The organism is Nocardia sp. NPDC050175 (genome assembly GCF_044459885.1).
Lineage (GTDB): Bacteria > Actinomycetota > Actinomycetes > Mycobacteriales > Mycobacteriaceae > Nocardia.
This window is the reverse complement of the sequence record NZ_JBITJI010000002.1, coordinates 198513-211718: the sequence shown is the minus strand read 5'-3', so window position 1 is coordinate 211718 and position 13206 is coordinate 198513. Positions and strand designations below refer to the sequence as shown.

The following is a 13206-nucleotide window of genomic DNA, read 5'->3' as shown; positions in this document are numbered from 1 at the left end:
ATGTGAACTTGGACAGGTATCTTAGCTGCCCCGAAATGCCTTGTGCAGCAAGGTAATCCGAGGAAACTCTCAAGTTCGGCGAAGATCTCGGGGCGCCCAACAACACCTTCAGGGCGTTCTCGTCGGGTTGCGACGATTTCCAATCCGCCATCATCGTCAAAGTATTAACCGTCGAGGAGGTTGCGGAGTGTCAATCGGTGGTCGCGACACGCATAAGAGTGATCGTCGTCGCGCCGAGGAAGCCCCAGTACGCCTGATGGCCTTCGGGGCGGCGGGCGAGTCTGCCGAAATGCGCATCCAATCGCGCGGCGGTTTCGGCGCAGGTGCCACTCGCGTACACCACCCGCCGATGGAGGATATGTACCTGTCCTGGTTGCGGTTTCGACCACGGCTACCTTCTATCCACGATGGTCATCTGGGTCGGCGTGTTGCTGATGATCGCCCTTGACTCGTGCCCCGGACGATTCCCCAATCACCCGGGCCAATCCTTGCGGGGTTCCTGATGAACGCTGGCGGACCAGCCGAGCGGGCCAAGCCCGTGTTGATGAATCTTGACGCAGTCGAGCCGCCCGGCACGGCGCGGCCGGCAGCGGCGAAGATTAAGCGGCTCAGCCCAAGTGTGCCAGCGGCCGGGTGGAAGTCCCGCGCGGCCGGTCGACAACATTCGCTAAATAGTCGGTCGATGCCGGAGAACGGACGACCGGCCTCCACCGCCAGATGGCGGGCACGGCGACGTCGTCCGAACACGCGGTACTAGTCGGATATCAGGCTCGCCACCGATGAGGGCATCGACCGCCGCTTCGAGCGACTTCCAATGTCCACGCGGGGCACTCGAACGCCGGTTGCGGAGATGCCTTGCGACACTGATGAATCGCTGACGCGGCCGGGCACTCGACCGTGTCCAGTCCACTCGAATTCGTTCTGATCACCCAGTTGTCTGTGATCGGCAACTCGGCCGGAAATGATCCGAAAGCTCGGCCGGAAGTGGTCAGTAGAGCCAATCCCGTCGTGGCCTCCCGAGGCCCTTCATTTACGAAGGATGCCTGGCGGGTCCGCGGCTTCGATGGAACCCTTCAGCGCTTTGCACAGCGCTTCCAAGCTCGTCCAAGCGGGGGTTTCAACCGCGGCCCGGTAGTACTTGGCGCCACGCGTACCACCAGAACTGTGGGTCGGGATCAGCAGGTCTGCTCCCAGGAGGCGCAGCAGGATAGGGCGGATCACGCTGTCGGGCAAGCGAGTGAAACCAGCGAGTTGGCGAGTAGTGAATTCCGTCGGCACCGAGTCATCGGCGATCGCGAGGACCACGGTGGCCAGGTGGCGGTTGTTGAACACCGCCGCCGACCGTTCGGCGTGGGCACTGTCCGCAGATAGCGTCACTGATATAGAGTGACACGAATAGCTATCTACGTCACGCGAGGATAATTCGATGTCGCCCGCACCGGCTGAACAGCTGAGCATCGACGGCGTCGGCGTGCATGATCCAGGCGATGCTGAGTCACACCGATGGTCGTCTACCACCATCCGGGCAGAGGGAAGATCATTCGCAACGACGCCGGTTTTCGATACGTACTGGCGCTTCGCGGCACGACGACATGCTGTCTATGAAGCGCGTTTGGCAGGCCGACCAGGGCCGTGGACAGACGATCCGATCCTTCGAGCGCACCGGTTCACCAACTGCTACCGCGCCGCCGATCGGGTCAGCCAATTCCTGATCAGGCAAGTCGCCTACGAAGGCTCCCAAAATATCGAGGATGTCGTCTTCCGGGTCTTGTTGTTCAAGATGTTCAACAAGATCTCCACGTGGGAGCTACTCGAACAGCACCTGGGGACACTCAGCGTGGACACCTTCCGCATCGCGGATTATCACCAGGTACTAGATGAGGCGTTCGCTGCAGGGCGGCGGCTGTATTCGGCGGCCTACGTCATCCCTCCCCCACGCCTGGGCGGGCTGCGCAAGCACACAAACCATCTGCGATTACTGCAATACATGCTCGATGACGGACTCGCGGACAAGATTGCGCAGGCGCCATCGTTGCAGCGGGCATTCGAACTATTGCGAGGGTATCCCGCGATGGGTGACTTCCTGGCTTTCCAGTTCGTGATCGACCTGAACTACACCACCGCGCTGGGGTTCGACGAGATGGACTTCGTAGTCGCCGGGCCCGGTGCCCGTGACGGCGTCCGTAAATGTTTCGGGTCATCCAGCGCTGGACACGAGCGCGCGTTGATCGAATATATGGCCGCGTCCCAGGACGAGCACTTCGAGCGGTTGGGTTTGCGCTTCGGAGGCCTGTTCGGGCGGCGGTTACAGCTCATCGACTGCCAGAACCTGTTCTGTGAGGTCGACAAGTATGCGCGGGTGGCCCATCCCGGCATCGCCGGGCATAGCGGTCGTACGCGGATCAAGCAGAAGTTCGAGCCGGTGTCTGCGGCGATGCCAGCGTGGTTTCCCCCCAAGTGGGGTTTGCGTCCGGATGCGGCCGTCTTGCCCGACCCCCGCAGCGCCTAGTGTGTGAGTCCTTGAACCAACGAGAGGAGAGATGTGACGAATCCGCAGGATCTGCAATCGGATCGTGAACTGGTGCTCGTGGTCCAAATGTTGGAGCGGTTGGCTGTCCGCGTCGAAGCTCAGTTCAACCCCGACGTGGTCGAGGGCGAGGAGGATCCGGCGGGGACTCACCTGCTGGCGTATGCACGATCGTGCCGAGAAGTTCTCGATGATCCGGCGGTATCGGCGCGGCTGCAGGCGGTCGCGCCGCGGCGCTGGTGACCTCTATCTCCGGACGGCATCGCCGCCGCTGAGTGTCGATGCTGTTCTGTTCTTAGCTGATCGCTAGATCAGAAGCCAGGCTGCGAAGGCCGAGGGCAAGGTCGCGACGTAGCCGGTCAGCGTGAGCCTGTCCGACCACCACGGTCAATGCACCTGCAGCGATCCCGACCTGAGCCGCAACGTAGCCGAGCAATCGGCTGATCCCCAGATAGTTTCCGTATCCGCGTTCGACCAGATATTGGGAACGGTAGTGAGCCACCGCGTGCAGACGGTCCCCATCAAGCTGAAATGACAGAAAAGACAGGCACGGAAACGCCATCGCGCTGGTGTCGTGACCAGGTTCGAAAACCGGCACCGCGACCGAGCCGGGAACCTCGAGGGAAATCTCATAGCGGGCGCGTTTGGGTGCACTAGTGGCAAGTTCGGTGTTGAGCACACCAATGAGATGGTCGAGCTGGTTCACCTCCTTACCTTCGACCGGATATGCCACCAGCCTCTGAAAATAGGTTCCCTTGTTGTTGCGTGACTCAAGGCGCCTGAGCTGCGGATACAACCGCAGATAACGGCTGGACAGGGCAGCGACATCGCTTTCTTGAGCGGCCAGAGCCGCAGGAAAGATCGTGTTGGCCACGGTATCGACCCGCTGGAGATCGAACTCTGCAAGCAGGTCGTCAGCGGCCGCCCGCACGCGGGGCTGCTCAGCCTCTCCGGCGTCAACGATCCGGGTGACCGTATGGAACGCTCGCCTCCCCGGCTCATCGTGCACGGCCAAGGTCGTCTGAAGCCAGGCCACCGACAAGTCCGAGGCCTGGATGTGGACTGCGCGGCTCATCACATGTTTCCTGTCAGTGTCGGAACCGGCAATGCGGATGGATCGATGCCCTGCGGGCGCGGCTCCACCACCACGGTGATTAGGCCGCCAGTGGTGTCGATCGTGGCCGTCTGCGGTCCCTCGCTCGGCGTTCCGCACCGCAAGACGGTGCTGTGCGAGTCCTCCCCTGCCATCTCCACCAGACCGCAAATTTCGCGCACGAGCGCCGGAGCGGGCACGACCAACAGATCGTCCGGAGATGTGTACAGAACCCGCTGTTGGCCCCGGTCCAGATGCCAAACGTCCATGTCTCGCGTGGTCCCGAGGAGATCGCCGGCCAGGTGCCGTTTGAACTTCGACGGCGGTATCCGAGACCACGTCTGGGCATCGGCAGCGGGGATCAGGCGCAGCGATACCAGCTGTCGCACCGCCGCGGCGTAGCTGGTGCCCAGATGCAGTGCCAACTGATACACCTGAGATGCACTGGCGATGCGTTCCATGCCTAGCTCCGCCATGGTCGTGAGCACCGCGCGCCGCGGCATCAGGAACCAGGCAGCGAACGATTCGGCGGCCTTCTCATCCGGGGACCACTGCCGAGCTGCCGTGCTCATGTCGAGCGAGGGATCTTCGCCGAGACCGATGTCCACTGATGTCGAGTGGCCGAGGCGATGGTGACCGAGTTCGTGAGCGCTGGTCTGCCGACGGACCGCCCGGGTGAGGCGACTGTTCACCAGGACTCCCGAGTCGCAGCCCGAGTTGGCCAGATAGGCACCGAACAATGCTGGCATCGGCTGCCACATCAACGTGAGGTCGGCTCGCACGATTGCCGGCGCGACCTGGATCGGCGTACACGTCGGGTCGACGCCGAGGTCGTCGTGAGCGTGCGCTGCCGCTATGGATGCGACCCGGTTGGCCATCAGCCAAGACATCGAAGCCCTCCTGTCCTCACGATCGCCCCGTTCGGCGGCTGTAGCTGAGGTACTCGGCGAACTTTCGCACCTGTTCGTAGTCGTCGTTGGTCAGGTCCACCAGAACGCGCCCCAATGCCGTGGTCGGTTCGCTCGACGGATTCTCCTCGCCCAGGAAGTAGTTCGCCGGGTATTGGTACAAACGTGCCAGCTTGCGGAGTTCGAGGCTGTCGACCTTGCGGTTGCCCCGCTCGATCTCAGAGATCGCCGAGCGGGCAATGCCGGTCACCGAACTCACGTGCTGCTGCGACAGCCCTAGGTACTCACGGGTTTCCCGTAACCGTTTCGCTAAGGCCGTCTGGTCGAACTGATCGAATTCACCCTCCGTGCTGCTCATGCCGATTCCACCCGCTGGACGTCGAGCCTGCGCCATACCGCTCGGGCGAACGCCCGGACCGACCGCATCGCGCGTGCCGTCTCCTCGGTGGCCGGTAGGAACGTCGCGGTCGCGTTCTGCACACGGGTGAGGATGTCCACGGCCAGCAAGGAGTCGATGGGCAAGTCGTCGCCGAGCTCGACGAGTTCGGCATACAACTGGCCCGGGTCGCGACCGGCGTCCTCTGCCAGCAGATCCACTATCAGGTCCACCACTTCTGGTTCAGTCATCGGTATCTCACTCTCTGCCATTGTCGGGTTTACCAACAGCCCGTTCGATGGTACAACATCTGTTGGATATTGCGACACCCCGTTTGATCATCAATCATTGGAGGGCGCGTGAAGCTCAGCGAGTACCAACATGAAGTGGTCCATACCGACCAACACTCCACCGACCTGACCGTGCACCTGCTCGGACTATGCGGTGAGGCCGGATCCGTTGCGGCAGTGTCGAAAACGCGCATGCGCTATGGTGACGCCTTCGGCGGCTGGCGCAAACAGATGCGCGAGGAACTCGGCGACGTCCTGTGGTACGTGGCCGCGATCGCCAACAACCTCGGCCTGGATCTTGACGATATCGCCAAGGCCAACCTGCATAGGACCCGTACGCGGTGGTTGCCGACCCCGGGCTATCAACTCGACGCCGGCGCCGCACCGAACGAGCGGCTACCGCGCTCGGGGATCTACACCTTTCACCAGCGCGTCAACGCCGACGGCCGCCAGGAAGTGACCGTGCACATGGGCGGACACCAGATCGGTGACGCCTTGACCGACAACGCCCTCAATGACGACGGGTACCGATTTCACGACGTCTTTCACCTCGCCTACGCCACCATCCTGGGATGGTCGCCAGTGACGCGGGCGCTGCTGAAGTGCAAGCGCAAATCCACAGCGGATATTGACGAGGCCGAGGACGGCGGGCGCGGCATCGTGATCGAAGAAGGTGTCGCGGCGTTCGCGTTCGCCTACGGCGCCTCACACAACCACCTCGACGGCATCACCCGCCTCGAGCAGACCTTCCTGGACTCGATCGCTCTGATGACCTCCACCCTCGAGGTCGGCGTACGCTCCGCCGCCGACTGGGAATCGGCGATAATCCAGGGACACAACATGTTTCGCCAGCTCCTGATACACGGCGGCGGCTCGGTCGAATTCGACGCAGACCAGCAATCGTTGCGATTCACACCGCCCGAATGACTCCAAACATGTACGGCCGCCGCACCAGATGGGCTATCGACGGCCACGGAACCGATACCCCACCCCACCAGGCTAAGGCTCATAGCCCTCCGCAACCCGCAGGAGTGCACGAGGACTACAACGGAAGATCCAAGCAGAGTCAGCTCATAATGCGAACTTGCGAGGCCCTTGCGCCCTCATACGCCATCAGCTTGTGGATCGGGCCCACGGCGAAGTACTGCGTCCACAACCCCCAGATTCTTTGCCATTGAGGATCTTTGGGCTGCAGTTCGCTGACCGGGAGACCAGCCTTGATCGCCTCTTGGGCACCAATCGACGCACCGTGCGAATGCGGAGCGCTGATCAGGGGTTTGTCCAGCTTCTTGCACAGCCCGGTGGTTTCGGTCGTGCTGCGGTCGGGGTTGGAGCTCACAGCCTGCCGGGCCAGATCCCCGGTGCGCGCCAGAGCCGAACGCGCGAACTGCACGATGGTGGCATCGATGCCACCTAGCATCGCCGCATGCAAGGGGAAGGTATTGGGTTCGGCAGCAACTTCTTTCAGGGAACGCTCGACTGCGGCGATGATGTCTTTCGCGCTGACGTATCCACGATCCGGGATCAGAACTTGTGGGTCAATCGGGCCCAGATCCGAGGTCGGGCCCATGATGACTTCGTGGGCGCCCAACGCCAGAATCGTCGCCGCACTCTTGGCCGACTCCGGAACCAGCAACACGAACCGGTCCCCGGCAGCTTGGGCCATCCGCGCCAGCCGCACCGCGGTCTCCCCATCGCCACCTGGGGAACCCAGCAGCATATGCAGATCTTTGGACGGGTCGAGGTTGTGCAGCAATTCGGCCAGCAGAGTGACGCTGTCCATGCTGATCTGGTCGATCATGACGACCAGATTGCAGCTATAGATCTGCTCATATTGAGCGATCAGCGTCTGGCGGAGATACCGGTGCTCGTTCTGTGCTCGGAAGAGGGGGGTGTAGCTGCGTCCGGGGAGCTCTGCGGCGGCTCCCGACGCGCCGCCAGCCGTGATCCGGGAACTGACCTCTGCGGCTTCGGCGCCATCGTCTCCTTCCCCAGCTCCCACGCTTGAATTGCTATCCGACGTCGCTGTTCCCAATCGATATCCCCCTCCTCGCCGACCGGAGCCGGCAGGACAGCATCATCGTCACGAGTCTCGTCATCATGCCCCGTCATTATCCCTCCATCCGCCCCGTTCGTAGCCGACATCCGCACGAAACGCGACTCACTCTATCGTGATCACACTCCATCTCAGGGGTCATCAATAACCATCGTGCACCAACGCACTGACACATATGTTCGAGTCGCGACCAATGCTGCTACGTCGCTCGAGCCGCTCGGGAGACCAAACACCGCCGACAGGCCGCGATTACAACTGCAGCATTTTCGCCGGGCGCCAGAGCGAGATATTCGTCATCAACACCGCACCCCACCGGACAGGGTTCGAAACACGAGTGGCGTGTCACCAACATGAGGGCCCGGCGCCATCGTATCCGCGTTGTCATCGGGCCGAGGTCGATGATTTGGTCCGCGCCGATGGGCCAGCTGCGGCTCGGCTCGATCTGTACGATCATGTTGTCGGGCAATAAGTTCGGCCGACGAGTTCAACTATGCCGGACCTGTTGAACCAACCGTCACGAACCCCCAATCCGAGCGTCGCCTGTCGCCACGCGACGAATCGGGCGTGTGCCGGAGGACTTGGTCGCAGCGTTCTGGATTGCTACAACCGCCCAGAATCCCCCACCTCTATTCGGGCAGTGGGAACCCCTCGTGCCGCCACAGCCGTCGGGACATCATCCAGGTTCCCGATTGAGTCGGCAACACCCACTCCCAGTCCTGGCGAGCAGCCTCGTCAAGGGTCAGATACGCAATGTCCTGAACCGACTGGAGCAGGCCCTCGGCAAGCATCAACGTCATCGAATCCAACTGTGCTTTACCGAGTTTGACGAAGTACGGCGAGCGGAGCTTCGCGCCCTGCGTGGCACCGCTGTGGGCCAGCCGGTTGCGTAATAAGCAAGCATCGGTCAAGTATTGATTCAGATCGTCGGATTCGAGCAGCCGCCACGGGTGGATTCCAGTGGCACCTGTCGGCGTGATCCGCGCCCGTGCCATCAGTGGACGATGATGAGCCCACGCCTCGACCAATCCCTTGCTGCCGAGCCCGAGGGGTGTCTTACCGTCCGCGCCGCCGAGCACGCCCTGTTGCTTGGACGCCTGGGTCACCAGGCTGTCGGCTGCGGCGTAGGCCAGCAGGAAGATGGCTGCGGGCACGCTGCGGTAGGGCGTATCGACGCCGCCGGCGGCGATGCGGGCCGTGGGCATCACCTCGCTGCCCGTGCACCCACACGAGATCGCCTGCCAAATGGAACCCGATCTTGCCCATTCGCACTCCGTCGTGGCCGAATCGGTTGCGATGGCGAGGCTACCCGAGCACATCTCGTATGGGCGTGGATCGAGTTGTCCTGCTCACGGATTGGTCCGGGTCTTATTCCACTTCGATTTGCCCGGCATGCCATAGGTGTTGAAGGCGCGCACCAGTCGGGCGCAGCTGACGCGTGGGTGCAGGATGTCGGATCTTACGGTGTCCCATCGCGGCGTGGCGAGCTCACAGAACCGCTGAGCCTGTTCGTTGAGGTCGTCGGCGAACACAAGTGCCCCCGCGATGCGTACGACGGCGGCCAGGATCAGCCGTTCCTGTGCCGGTTCGTTGATCAGGACCATGCCTGGCTGGCCACGTAGACGGGCCAAAAGGGCGTCGCGGCGGCGGCAGAACTGAGAGAAGGCGGCGTAGACGTCTGGATCGGCGTCCTCGATCTGGCGCTCGCTGCCAACCCGCAATACAAGGTGCATGGCCCAATTGAGTTCGGGCGCTTCAATATCGGTGAGACGCTGATCGATGAGTTGACCGACAGCGGCGAGGTGTTCATCGTTCAATGCGATAGCTGGCAAGTCGGCGACTAGGCGGCGGCAGGGGCGCAGCCTCTGCGATCGCTGGGTGGCGCATACCAACCGGCTCGCGCTGCCGCGATCCGAGGGGTGCAGTCGATGCCTACATTCGCATTGGCTGACCAGATAGCACCGGTGCCGGTGGCAGAACACGGATATCGCCAGCCGCCAATCGAGTTGCCAACGCCCCTCGGTCTCGCCCACGCATTGTGGGCATGCCGGCGAGTTCCGGTCCATGAATCGCTGGACCCCGGCGTAGAAAGGTACTCGGCGGCCGCCCGTCGCGCGTTTGGCCAGTCCTGAATCAGCGGTCATGGCGGACAACTCTTCGCTGGTGAGTCCGGTGCGCGCTCGCAGGTGATCCAGATCGGGTTCGTTGATGCGCAGCAGGTGTTTTGCCATCGACGCGGTATGCAGTCCTAGGTGTTGTGCGGTATCGGTGCGGGACAAACCGAATGTCGACGCGACGTGATCAACCCAGCTCAACAGCGACTCGCCCGGAAGTGGGCGCGGGAGCAGCGCCAACTGCGTAGGCCGAGGGTCTGGGGGTGGTGCCAGCGTCTGGGCGACGGCGAAAGATCCTGCCACCGGGGGTATCTCGACAGCGCGTGGGTCATGCTGGCGACGCGATGTCCCAGCACCGGCGCCCGCGGGACGTTGCGTTGTGCCGGCCGGTATGACGGGCGCAACGGTTGCCTGTCCGTCACCTACGGTGAAGCCCGCAGCAGGCGAGTCGATTAGACCGGATCTTCCGGTGCTGGAGGCACGGGCAGGCCATCCATCAATCGACCCGGTGTCGTCTGTAGCCCAGTCGCGAACCTCATGATGTTTTCCACCCGAGGACTGCGCCGACCACGTTCGACCTGGCCGAGGTAAGTCCAATGCACCCCGCAGGCGTGGGCAGCGACTTCCTGGCTCCACCCGAGTTCGGTTCGCCGCTCACGTACCCGTGATCCGAACGCCATAGCGGTCGGATTGCGCGGGGGCTTGCCTGGGCTGGACATACGAAGCCAACCCCATATGTCCAGCGCACAATGATCCAGAGCGTAAACGTCCTATGCGCTTTCATCCCATGCATAAATGTCGTACTATGCTCGACCCGACGCCACGTGCGCCCTCACGACCGGACCGATCCGAGCAGTCCGCGCAAGCCGAGCTCGGCGAGCGTCCGTCGTGGATCGACTCGCTTCGAGTGACTGACCACATCACACGAGATCGGAGCTAGAGCGTTGTCCACAGTGATTTTGAAAGGGCGCCGGGTCGGCGTCGACTACGCAGCCCAGTCGTGGCTGGCCGCCACTGAGTTGGCTGGCGATACCCTCGCCGCCGCACGGTTGTCGCGAGCGATCGCCCCGGCTCGCTACGGCTTCGCCAAACGTGCACCGCTGGATCTAGCGCGATACACCGGCGAAGCTGCCGCGATCATCATCGAGTTGCTGGAGGCCGGGCAGGTACCGACGTCGGACGCAGTGAACGCGGCGGCGGCCACCCTGCCGGGCAGTAAGGTGTCCGCAGTCACCGCCGAGGAGCGGGTTGAGATCAAACAGTTCGAGGCGCTGATTCGCACCGATGTCGACTCACTCGGTGAGGCAATGTCGGCGGCTGTCGCGCTGCATTGGGCCAATCACGGCGTCGGCCCGACCTGGCAGGACGCATGGCAATCCGACCCAGTCGTGGAGTGGTGGATCCTGACACTCGGGGAGATGCCCGAGTATCGGCTGGCCAGGAAACCGACATTCACCATCCTCGACCGGGCCGGGTGGATCACATCGAATCGCACCCCTCGCTCGCTGTGCACCGGCCGACGGTTTTACAACCGCTTCCACGGCGACCACGTCTCATCCGCCTCCGCGGCAACTGTGGGCCACCTCGTCGCCCGCTACATCGGCTTCTATCGACGACTCCACGAGGATCAAAGCCCGACCTGGGAACAGATCGCCGCATCGACCGCCGACTGCAAGGGCATCCCGCTGTTCTTCAACGCAACCGATGGCCGGGCGCAACAACGCTGGCTAATGACCCAAGGGTGGATCCGCATACAGGATGATCAACTCCGGCGCGGTGAACGCGCCAAGGCCGAAACCAACCGCCGCACGGCCTTGCGCAAGGCTTCCGCCTCATTGCACGCGGCCTGACTGCCGACCAGCGCACCTGCGCGTTGCTGGCGGCCATCTCTCGTTTGATGGTCGCCAGCGCTCGCTACTGGCCCAAGAGATCAGCGGCGGCACAGAAAACCGCCGGATCGTCGGTATGTCGTCGACCCCGTTCTCAGCCCGCGGAAGCGATCTCGTAACAGTTCATCGACCTACAAGCCGAGTTTGGCGTTGATCTCCGCTCGGTGCGCGGCCGCGTCGATGTTATCGGCGACGTCCCAGCCCTGTTTGAGGTCCGCGACCTGGGCGAGCATCCTGATGTGCGAGTCGACGCCGTGACGGCGGGTGGTTTCGGCCACCGTGCCAAAGGTCGCCAGCAGCGCGAATACACCAGTCAGGTCCAGAGTCTGTGCCGAAGCCGCCATCTCCTCGCCATACCGGCGCTCGAACTCCACACGTTCTGAACCGACAAGGGCATCACGAATCTCCCTGGGCACACACGGTGCCGACAACTCGGGAAGCGCCGGCGAAGCAGACGACTCATGGAAGGCCACGTCAACACGATAGGCCCACCATTCGTCCAACTGCGGCGTTGCATTGTCGCCTCCAGCCCCAGCCGCGTGGCGCCGAACACGCGACTTGTGACCACCGGCGTTTGCCGCAAGGGGCGATGAAAGCAGTTAGCGCCACGGCCTGTTCGGCATGCCCAGGGCGCGAAATACCTGAGGCAGCCCGCCTTTCGGATCGAGGTGGATGAACACCTGGGGTGCGGACTTCCACTGCGGTGACACTGTGTCGCAGAACCACATCGCCTGAGCGCCTTGGTCATCCGACAATGCGAGGGCAGTCGCCACTCGCAGGAAGGCGGCCATCACCAGTCGCTCGTCCTGCTCGTCGGCTTTCAGTCTCGCGTTCACATCCCCGTGACGTGTTCTGGTGGATTCCCGACGGTGGCAGAACCTGTCGAATGCTTCGGCCACACACGGATCCGTGCCCTCGACCAACTCGGCTGTCCCCAGCTCTGCGGTTAGGTGGATTGCCCATGCGAGATCGGACCAGACTCGCTCGTTCTGCTGGTCGGTGCGTTGCTTTCGGGATGTGATCAAACCGAAAACCTGTGCGTGAGCCTGCACCACCCGCGGGTCTTCCACACGGGCGACTGGCAGGTCAGCAACCTTTTGATCGCACGGACCGAATCCACGGCTCTGCCCCGCCGTGATACCGACACAGCGAAAGCGGCTGATCTCCCCGCGGTCGACGCGGTGTAGCCGCCGTCCGCAGACGCACACGCTGGCGAGATAGCAACGGTGCTTTGCGCACAGGACATTGAACCCCGACTTCCACAGGAGCTGCCATCGACCGTCTGACTCGGCCACACAGTCCGGGCACGCGGCGCTGGACATCATGTCGAAGCCTTGGATGCCGTAGTAGCGGCCGCGGAGGCAGCCGGCCCAGGGACCCATTACCAGCCATTCCGCTGTCATCATTCTGAGGTCGAGTTCGCCCAAACCGGTTCGGAACATCAAGTGCGGGAGGTCATCTCGGGACAGCATGTACAGATCGCGAGATAGTCGATCACCCCAACGCCTACTGATCCCGACCAGTTCGGCAGCGTCGTCGCGTGTGAAGCCGAAGGTGGCGCTGACCTGATCGATCCAGCTCAGCAACGACTCGCCCGGAAGGGGGCGCGGACAGAACCCGAACCACTGCGGCGACCTTGGACTCTGACTGGCTCGATCCCTGTGTTCGTCACGACCGGCGATCATGTCAGTCGACCCGAACCAGAGGGGTAAGCCATTCCTCTGTCCGTACAGGCGCACCGCACGAGTCGGCGCGCAGGAGATGGTATTTGGTGTCGCTCGACAGGGATTCACTGTGACTCACCTGGATCGGCCTCTACCTCCTAGCGTTTACTGTTCGCCATCATCGGCGATCGGAGACGGCACGACGGTACAAGTTGGATAGAACGGACGGGGGTATAGAGCGCCGAAATCCCTTGTGCAGCAAAATGTTCACAGCGACAGGGTCGGCAACCGA

General features: G+C 62.8%; 16 protein-coding genes. 4 read left to right on the top strand and 12 right to left on the bottom strand.

Going from position 1 to position 13206, the window contains the following annotated elements; translation table 11 throughout:
* Positions 1 to 190: 190 nt before the first annotated feature.
* Positions 191 to 343 (bottom strand): hypothetical protein, encoded by a 153-nt coding sequence (locus tag ACIBK2_RS06535; protein WP_396964407.1) that lies wholly within the window; start codon positions 341 to 343, stop codon positions 191 to 193.
* A gap of 683 nt (positions 344 to 1026) precedes the next feature.
* Positions 1027 to 1332, bottom strand: a complete 306-nt coding sequence (locus tag ACIBK2_RS06530) for a hypothetical protein (protein ID WP_396964405.1) — start codon at positions 1330 to 1332, stop codon at positions 1027 to 1029.
* Between the two features lie 94 nt (positions 1333 to 1426).
* Here ACIBK2_RS06530 and ACIBK2_RS06525 point away from each other — a divergent pair, with 94 nt between their 5' ends.
* Together ACIBK2_RS06525 and ACIBK2_RS06520 are read left to right on the top strand one after the other, a co-directional pair.
* A complete protein-coding gene (locus ACIBK2_RS06525) occupies positions 1427 to 2509 on the top strand; it encodes a nucleotide kinase domain-containing protein (RefSeq protein ID WP_396964403.1) in 1083 nt (360 codons plus the stop codon).
* 33 nt (positions 2510 to 2542) lie between these two features.
* Positions 2543 to 2770: a hypothetical protein gene (locus tag ACIBK2_RS06520; protein ID WP_396964401.1), complete on the top strand. Its 228-nt coding sequence runs from the start codon at positions 2543 to 2545 to the stop codon at positions 2768 to 2770.
* Between the two features lie 52 nt (positions 2771 to 2822).
* Here ACIBK2_RS06520 and ACIBK2_RS06515 read toward each other — a convergent pair whose 3' ends face one another.
* From ACIBK2_RS06515 to ACIBK2_RS06500, 4 genes are all read right to left on the bottom strand, one after another.
* Positions 2823 to 3602 (bottom strand): hypothetical protein, encoded by a 780-nt coding sequence (locus ACIBK2_RS06515; RefSeq protein ID WP_396964399.1) that lies wholly within the window; start codon positions 3600 to 3602, stop codon positions 2823 to 2825.
* Positions 3602 to 4369, bottom strand: a complete 768-nt coding sequence (locus tag ACIBK2_RS06510) for an ImmA/IrrE family metallo-endopeptidase (protein WP_396965837.1) — start codon at positions 4367 to 4369, stop codon at positions 3602 to 3604. Before ACIBK2_RS06510 ends, ACIBK2_RS06515 begins: the two co-directional genes overlap by 1 nt.
* A 157-nt stretch (positions 4370 to 4526) precedes the next feature.
* Positions 4527 to 4886 carry a helix-turn-helix domain-containing protein gene (locus ACIBK2_RS06505; RefSeq protein WP_396964397.1) on the bottom strand — a complete coding sequence of 120 codons (360 nt, stop codon included), beginning with the start codon at positions 4884 to 4886 and terminating at the stop codon, positions 4527 to 4529.
* On the bottom strand, positions 4883 to 5155 hold the full coding sequence (locus tag ACIBK2_RS06500; protein ID WP_396964395.1) for an acyl carrier protein: 273 nt from the start codon (positions 5153 to 5155) through the stop codon (positions 4883 to 4885). The genes ACIBK2_RS06505 and ACIBK2_RS06500 overlap by 4 nt, the downstream gene beginning before the upstream one ends.
* A gap of 108 nt (positions 5156 to 5263) precedes the next feature.
* On the opposite strand from ACIBK2_RS06500, the gene ACIBK2_RS06495 reads away from it, so the two are divergent.
* Complete coding sequence (locus ACIBK2_RS06495) at positions 5264 to 6121, top strand: nucleoside triphosphate pyrophosphohydrolase family protein (protein WP_396964393.1); 858 nt, start codon at positions 5264 to 5266, stop codon at positions 6119 to 6121.
* Between the two features lie 139 nt (positions 6122 to 6260).
* Here ACIBK2_RS06495 and ACIBK2_RS06490 read toward each other — a convergent pair whose 3' ends face one another.
* From ACIBK2_RS06490 to ACIBK2_RS06475, 4 genes are all read right to left on the bottom strand, one after another.
* Entirely contained in the window at positions 6261 to 7196 is a 936-nt protein-coding gene (locus ACIBK2_RS06490; protein ID WP_396964391.1) for a hypothetical protein, read from the bottom strand.
* Positions 7197 to 7876: 680 nt separating this feature from the next.
* Positions 7877 to 8452, bottom strand: coding sequence for a hypothetical protein (locus ACIBK2_RS06485; protein ID WP_396964389.1), 576 nt, complete (start codon positions 8450 to 8452; stop codon positions 7877 to 7879).
* Between the two features lie 144 nt (positions 8453 to 8596).
* On the bottom strand, positions 8597 to 9664 hold the full coding sequence (locus ACIBK2_RS06480; protein ID WP_396964387.1) for a TniQ family protein: 1068 nt from the start codon (positions 9662 to 9664) through the stop codon (positions 8597 to 8599).
* Between the two features lie 149 nt (positions 9665 to 9813).
* Positions 9814 to 10041, bottom strand: coding sequence for a helix-turn-helix domain-containing protein (locus tag ACIBK2_RS06475; RefSeq protein WP_396964385.1), 228 nt, complete (start codon positions 10039 to 10041; stop codon positions 9814 to 9816).
* 264 nt (positions 10042 to 10305) lie between these two features.
* Here ACIBK2_RS06475 and ACIBK2_RS06470 point away from each other — a divergent pair, with 264 nt between their 5' ends.
* Positions 10306 to 11211: a hypothetical protein gene (locus tag ACIBK2_RS06470; protein WP_396964383.1), complete on the top strand. Its 906-nt coding sequence runs from the start codon at positions 10306 to 10308 to the stop codon at positions 11209 to 11211.
* A 170-nt stretch (positions 11212 to 11381) separates the two neighbouring features.
* On the opposite strand, the gene ACIBK2_RS06465 is transcribed toward ACIBK2_RS06470, so the two are convergent.
* Both ACIBK2_RS06465 and ACIBK2_RS06460 read right to left on the bottom strand, forming a co-directional pair.
* Complete coding sequence (locus tag ACIBK2_RS06465) at positions 11382 to 11723, bottom strand: DUF6247 family protein (RefSeq protein ID WP_396964381.1); 342 nt, start codon at positions 11721 to 11723, stop codon at positions 11382 to 11384.
* Between the two features lie 126 nt (positions 11724 to 11849).
* Positions 11850 to 12935 (bottom strand): TniQ family protein, encoded by a 1086-nt coding sequence (locus ACIBK2_RS06460; protein WP_396965835.1) that lies wholly within the window; start codon positions 12933 to 12935, stop codon positions 11850 to 11852.
* Positions 12936 to 13206 lie beyond the last annotated feature (271 nt).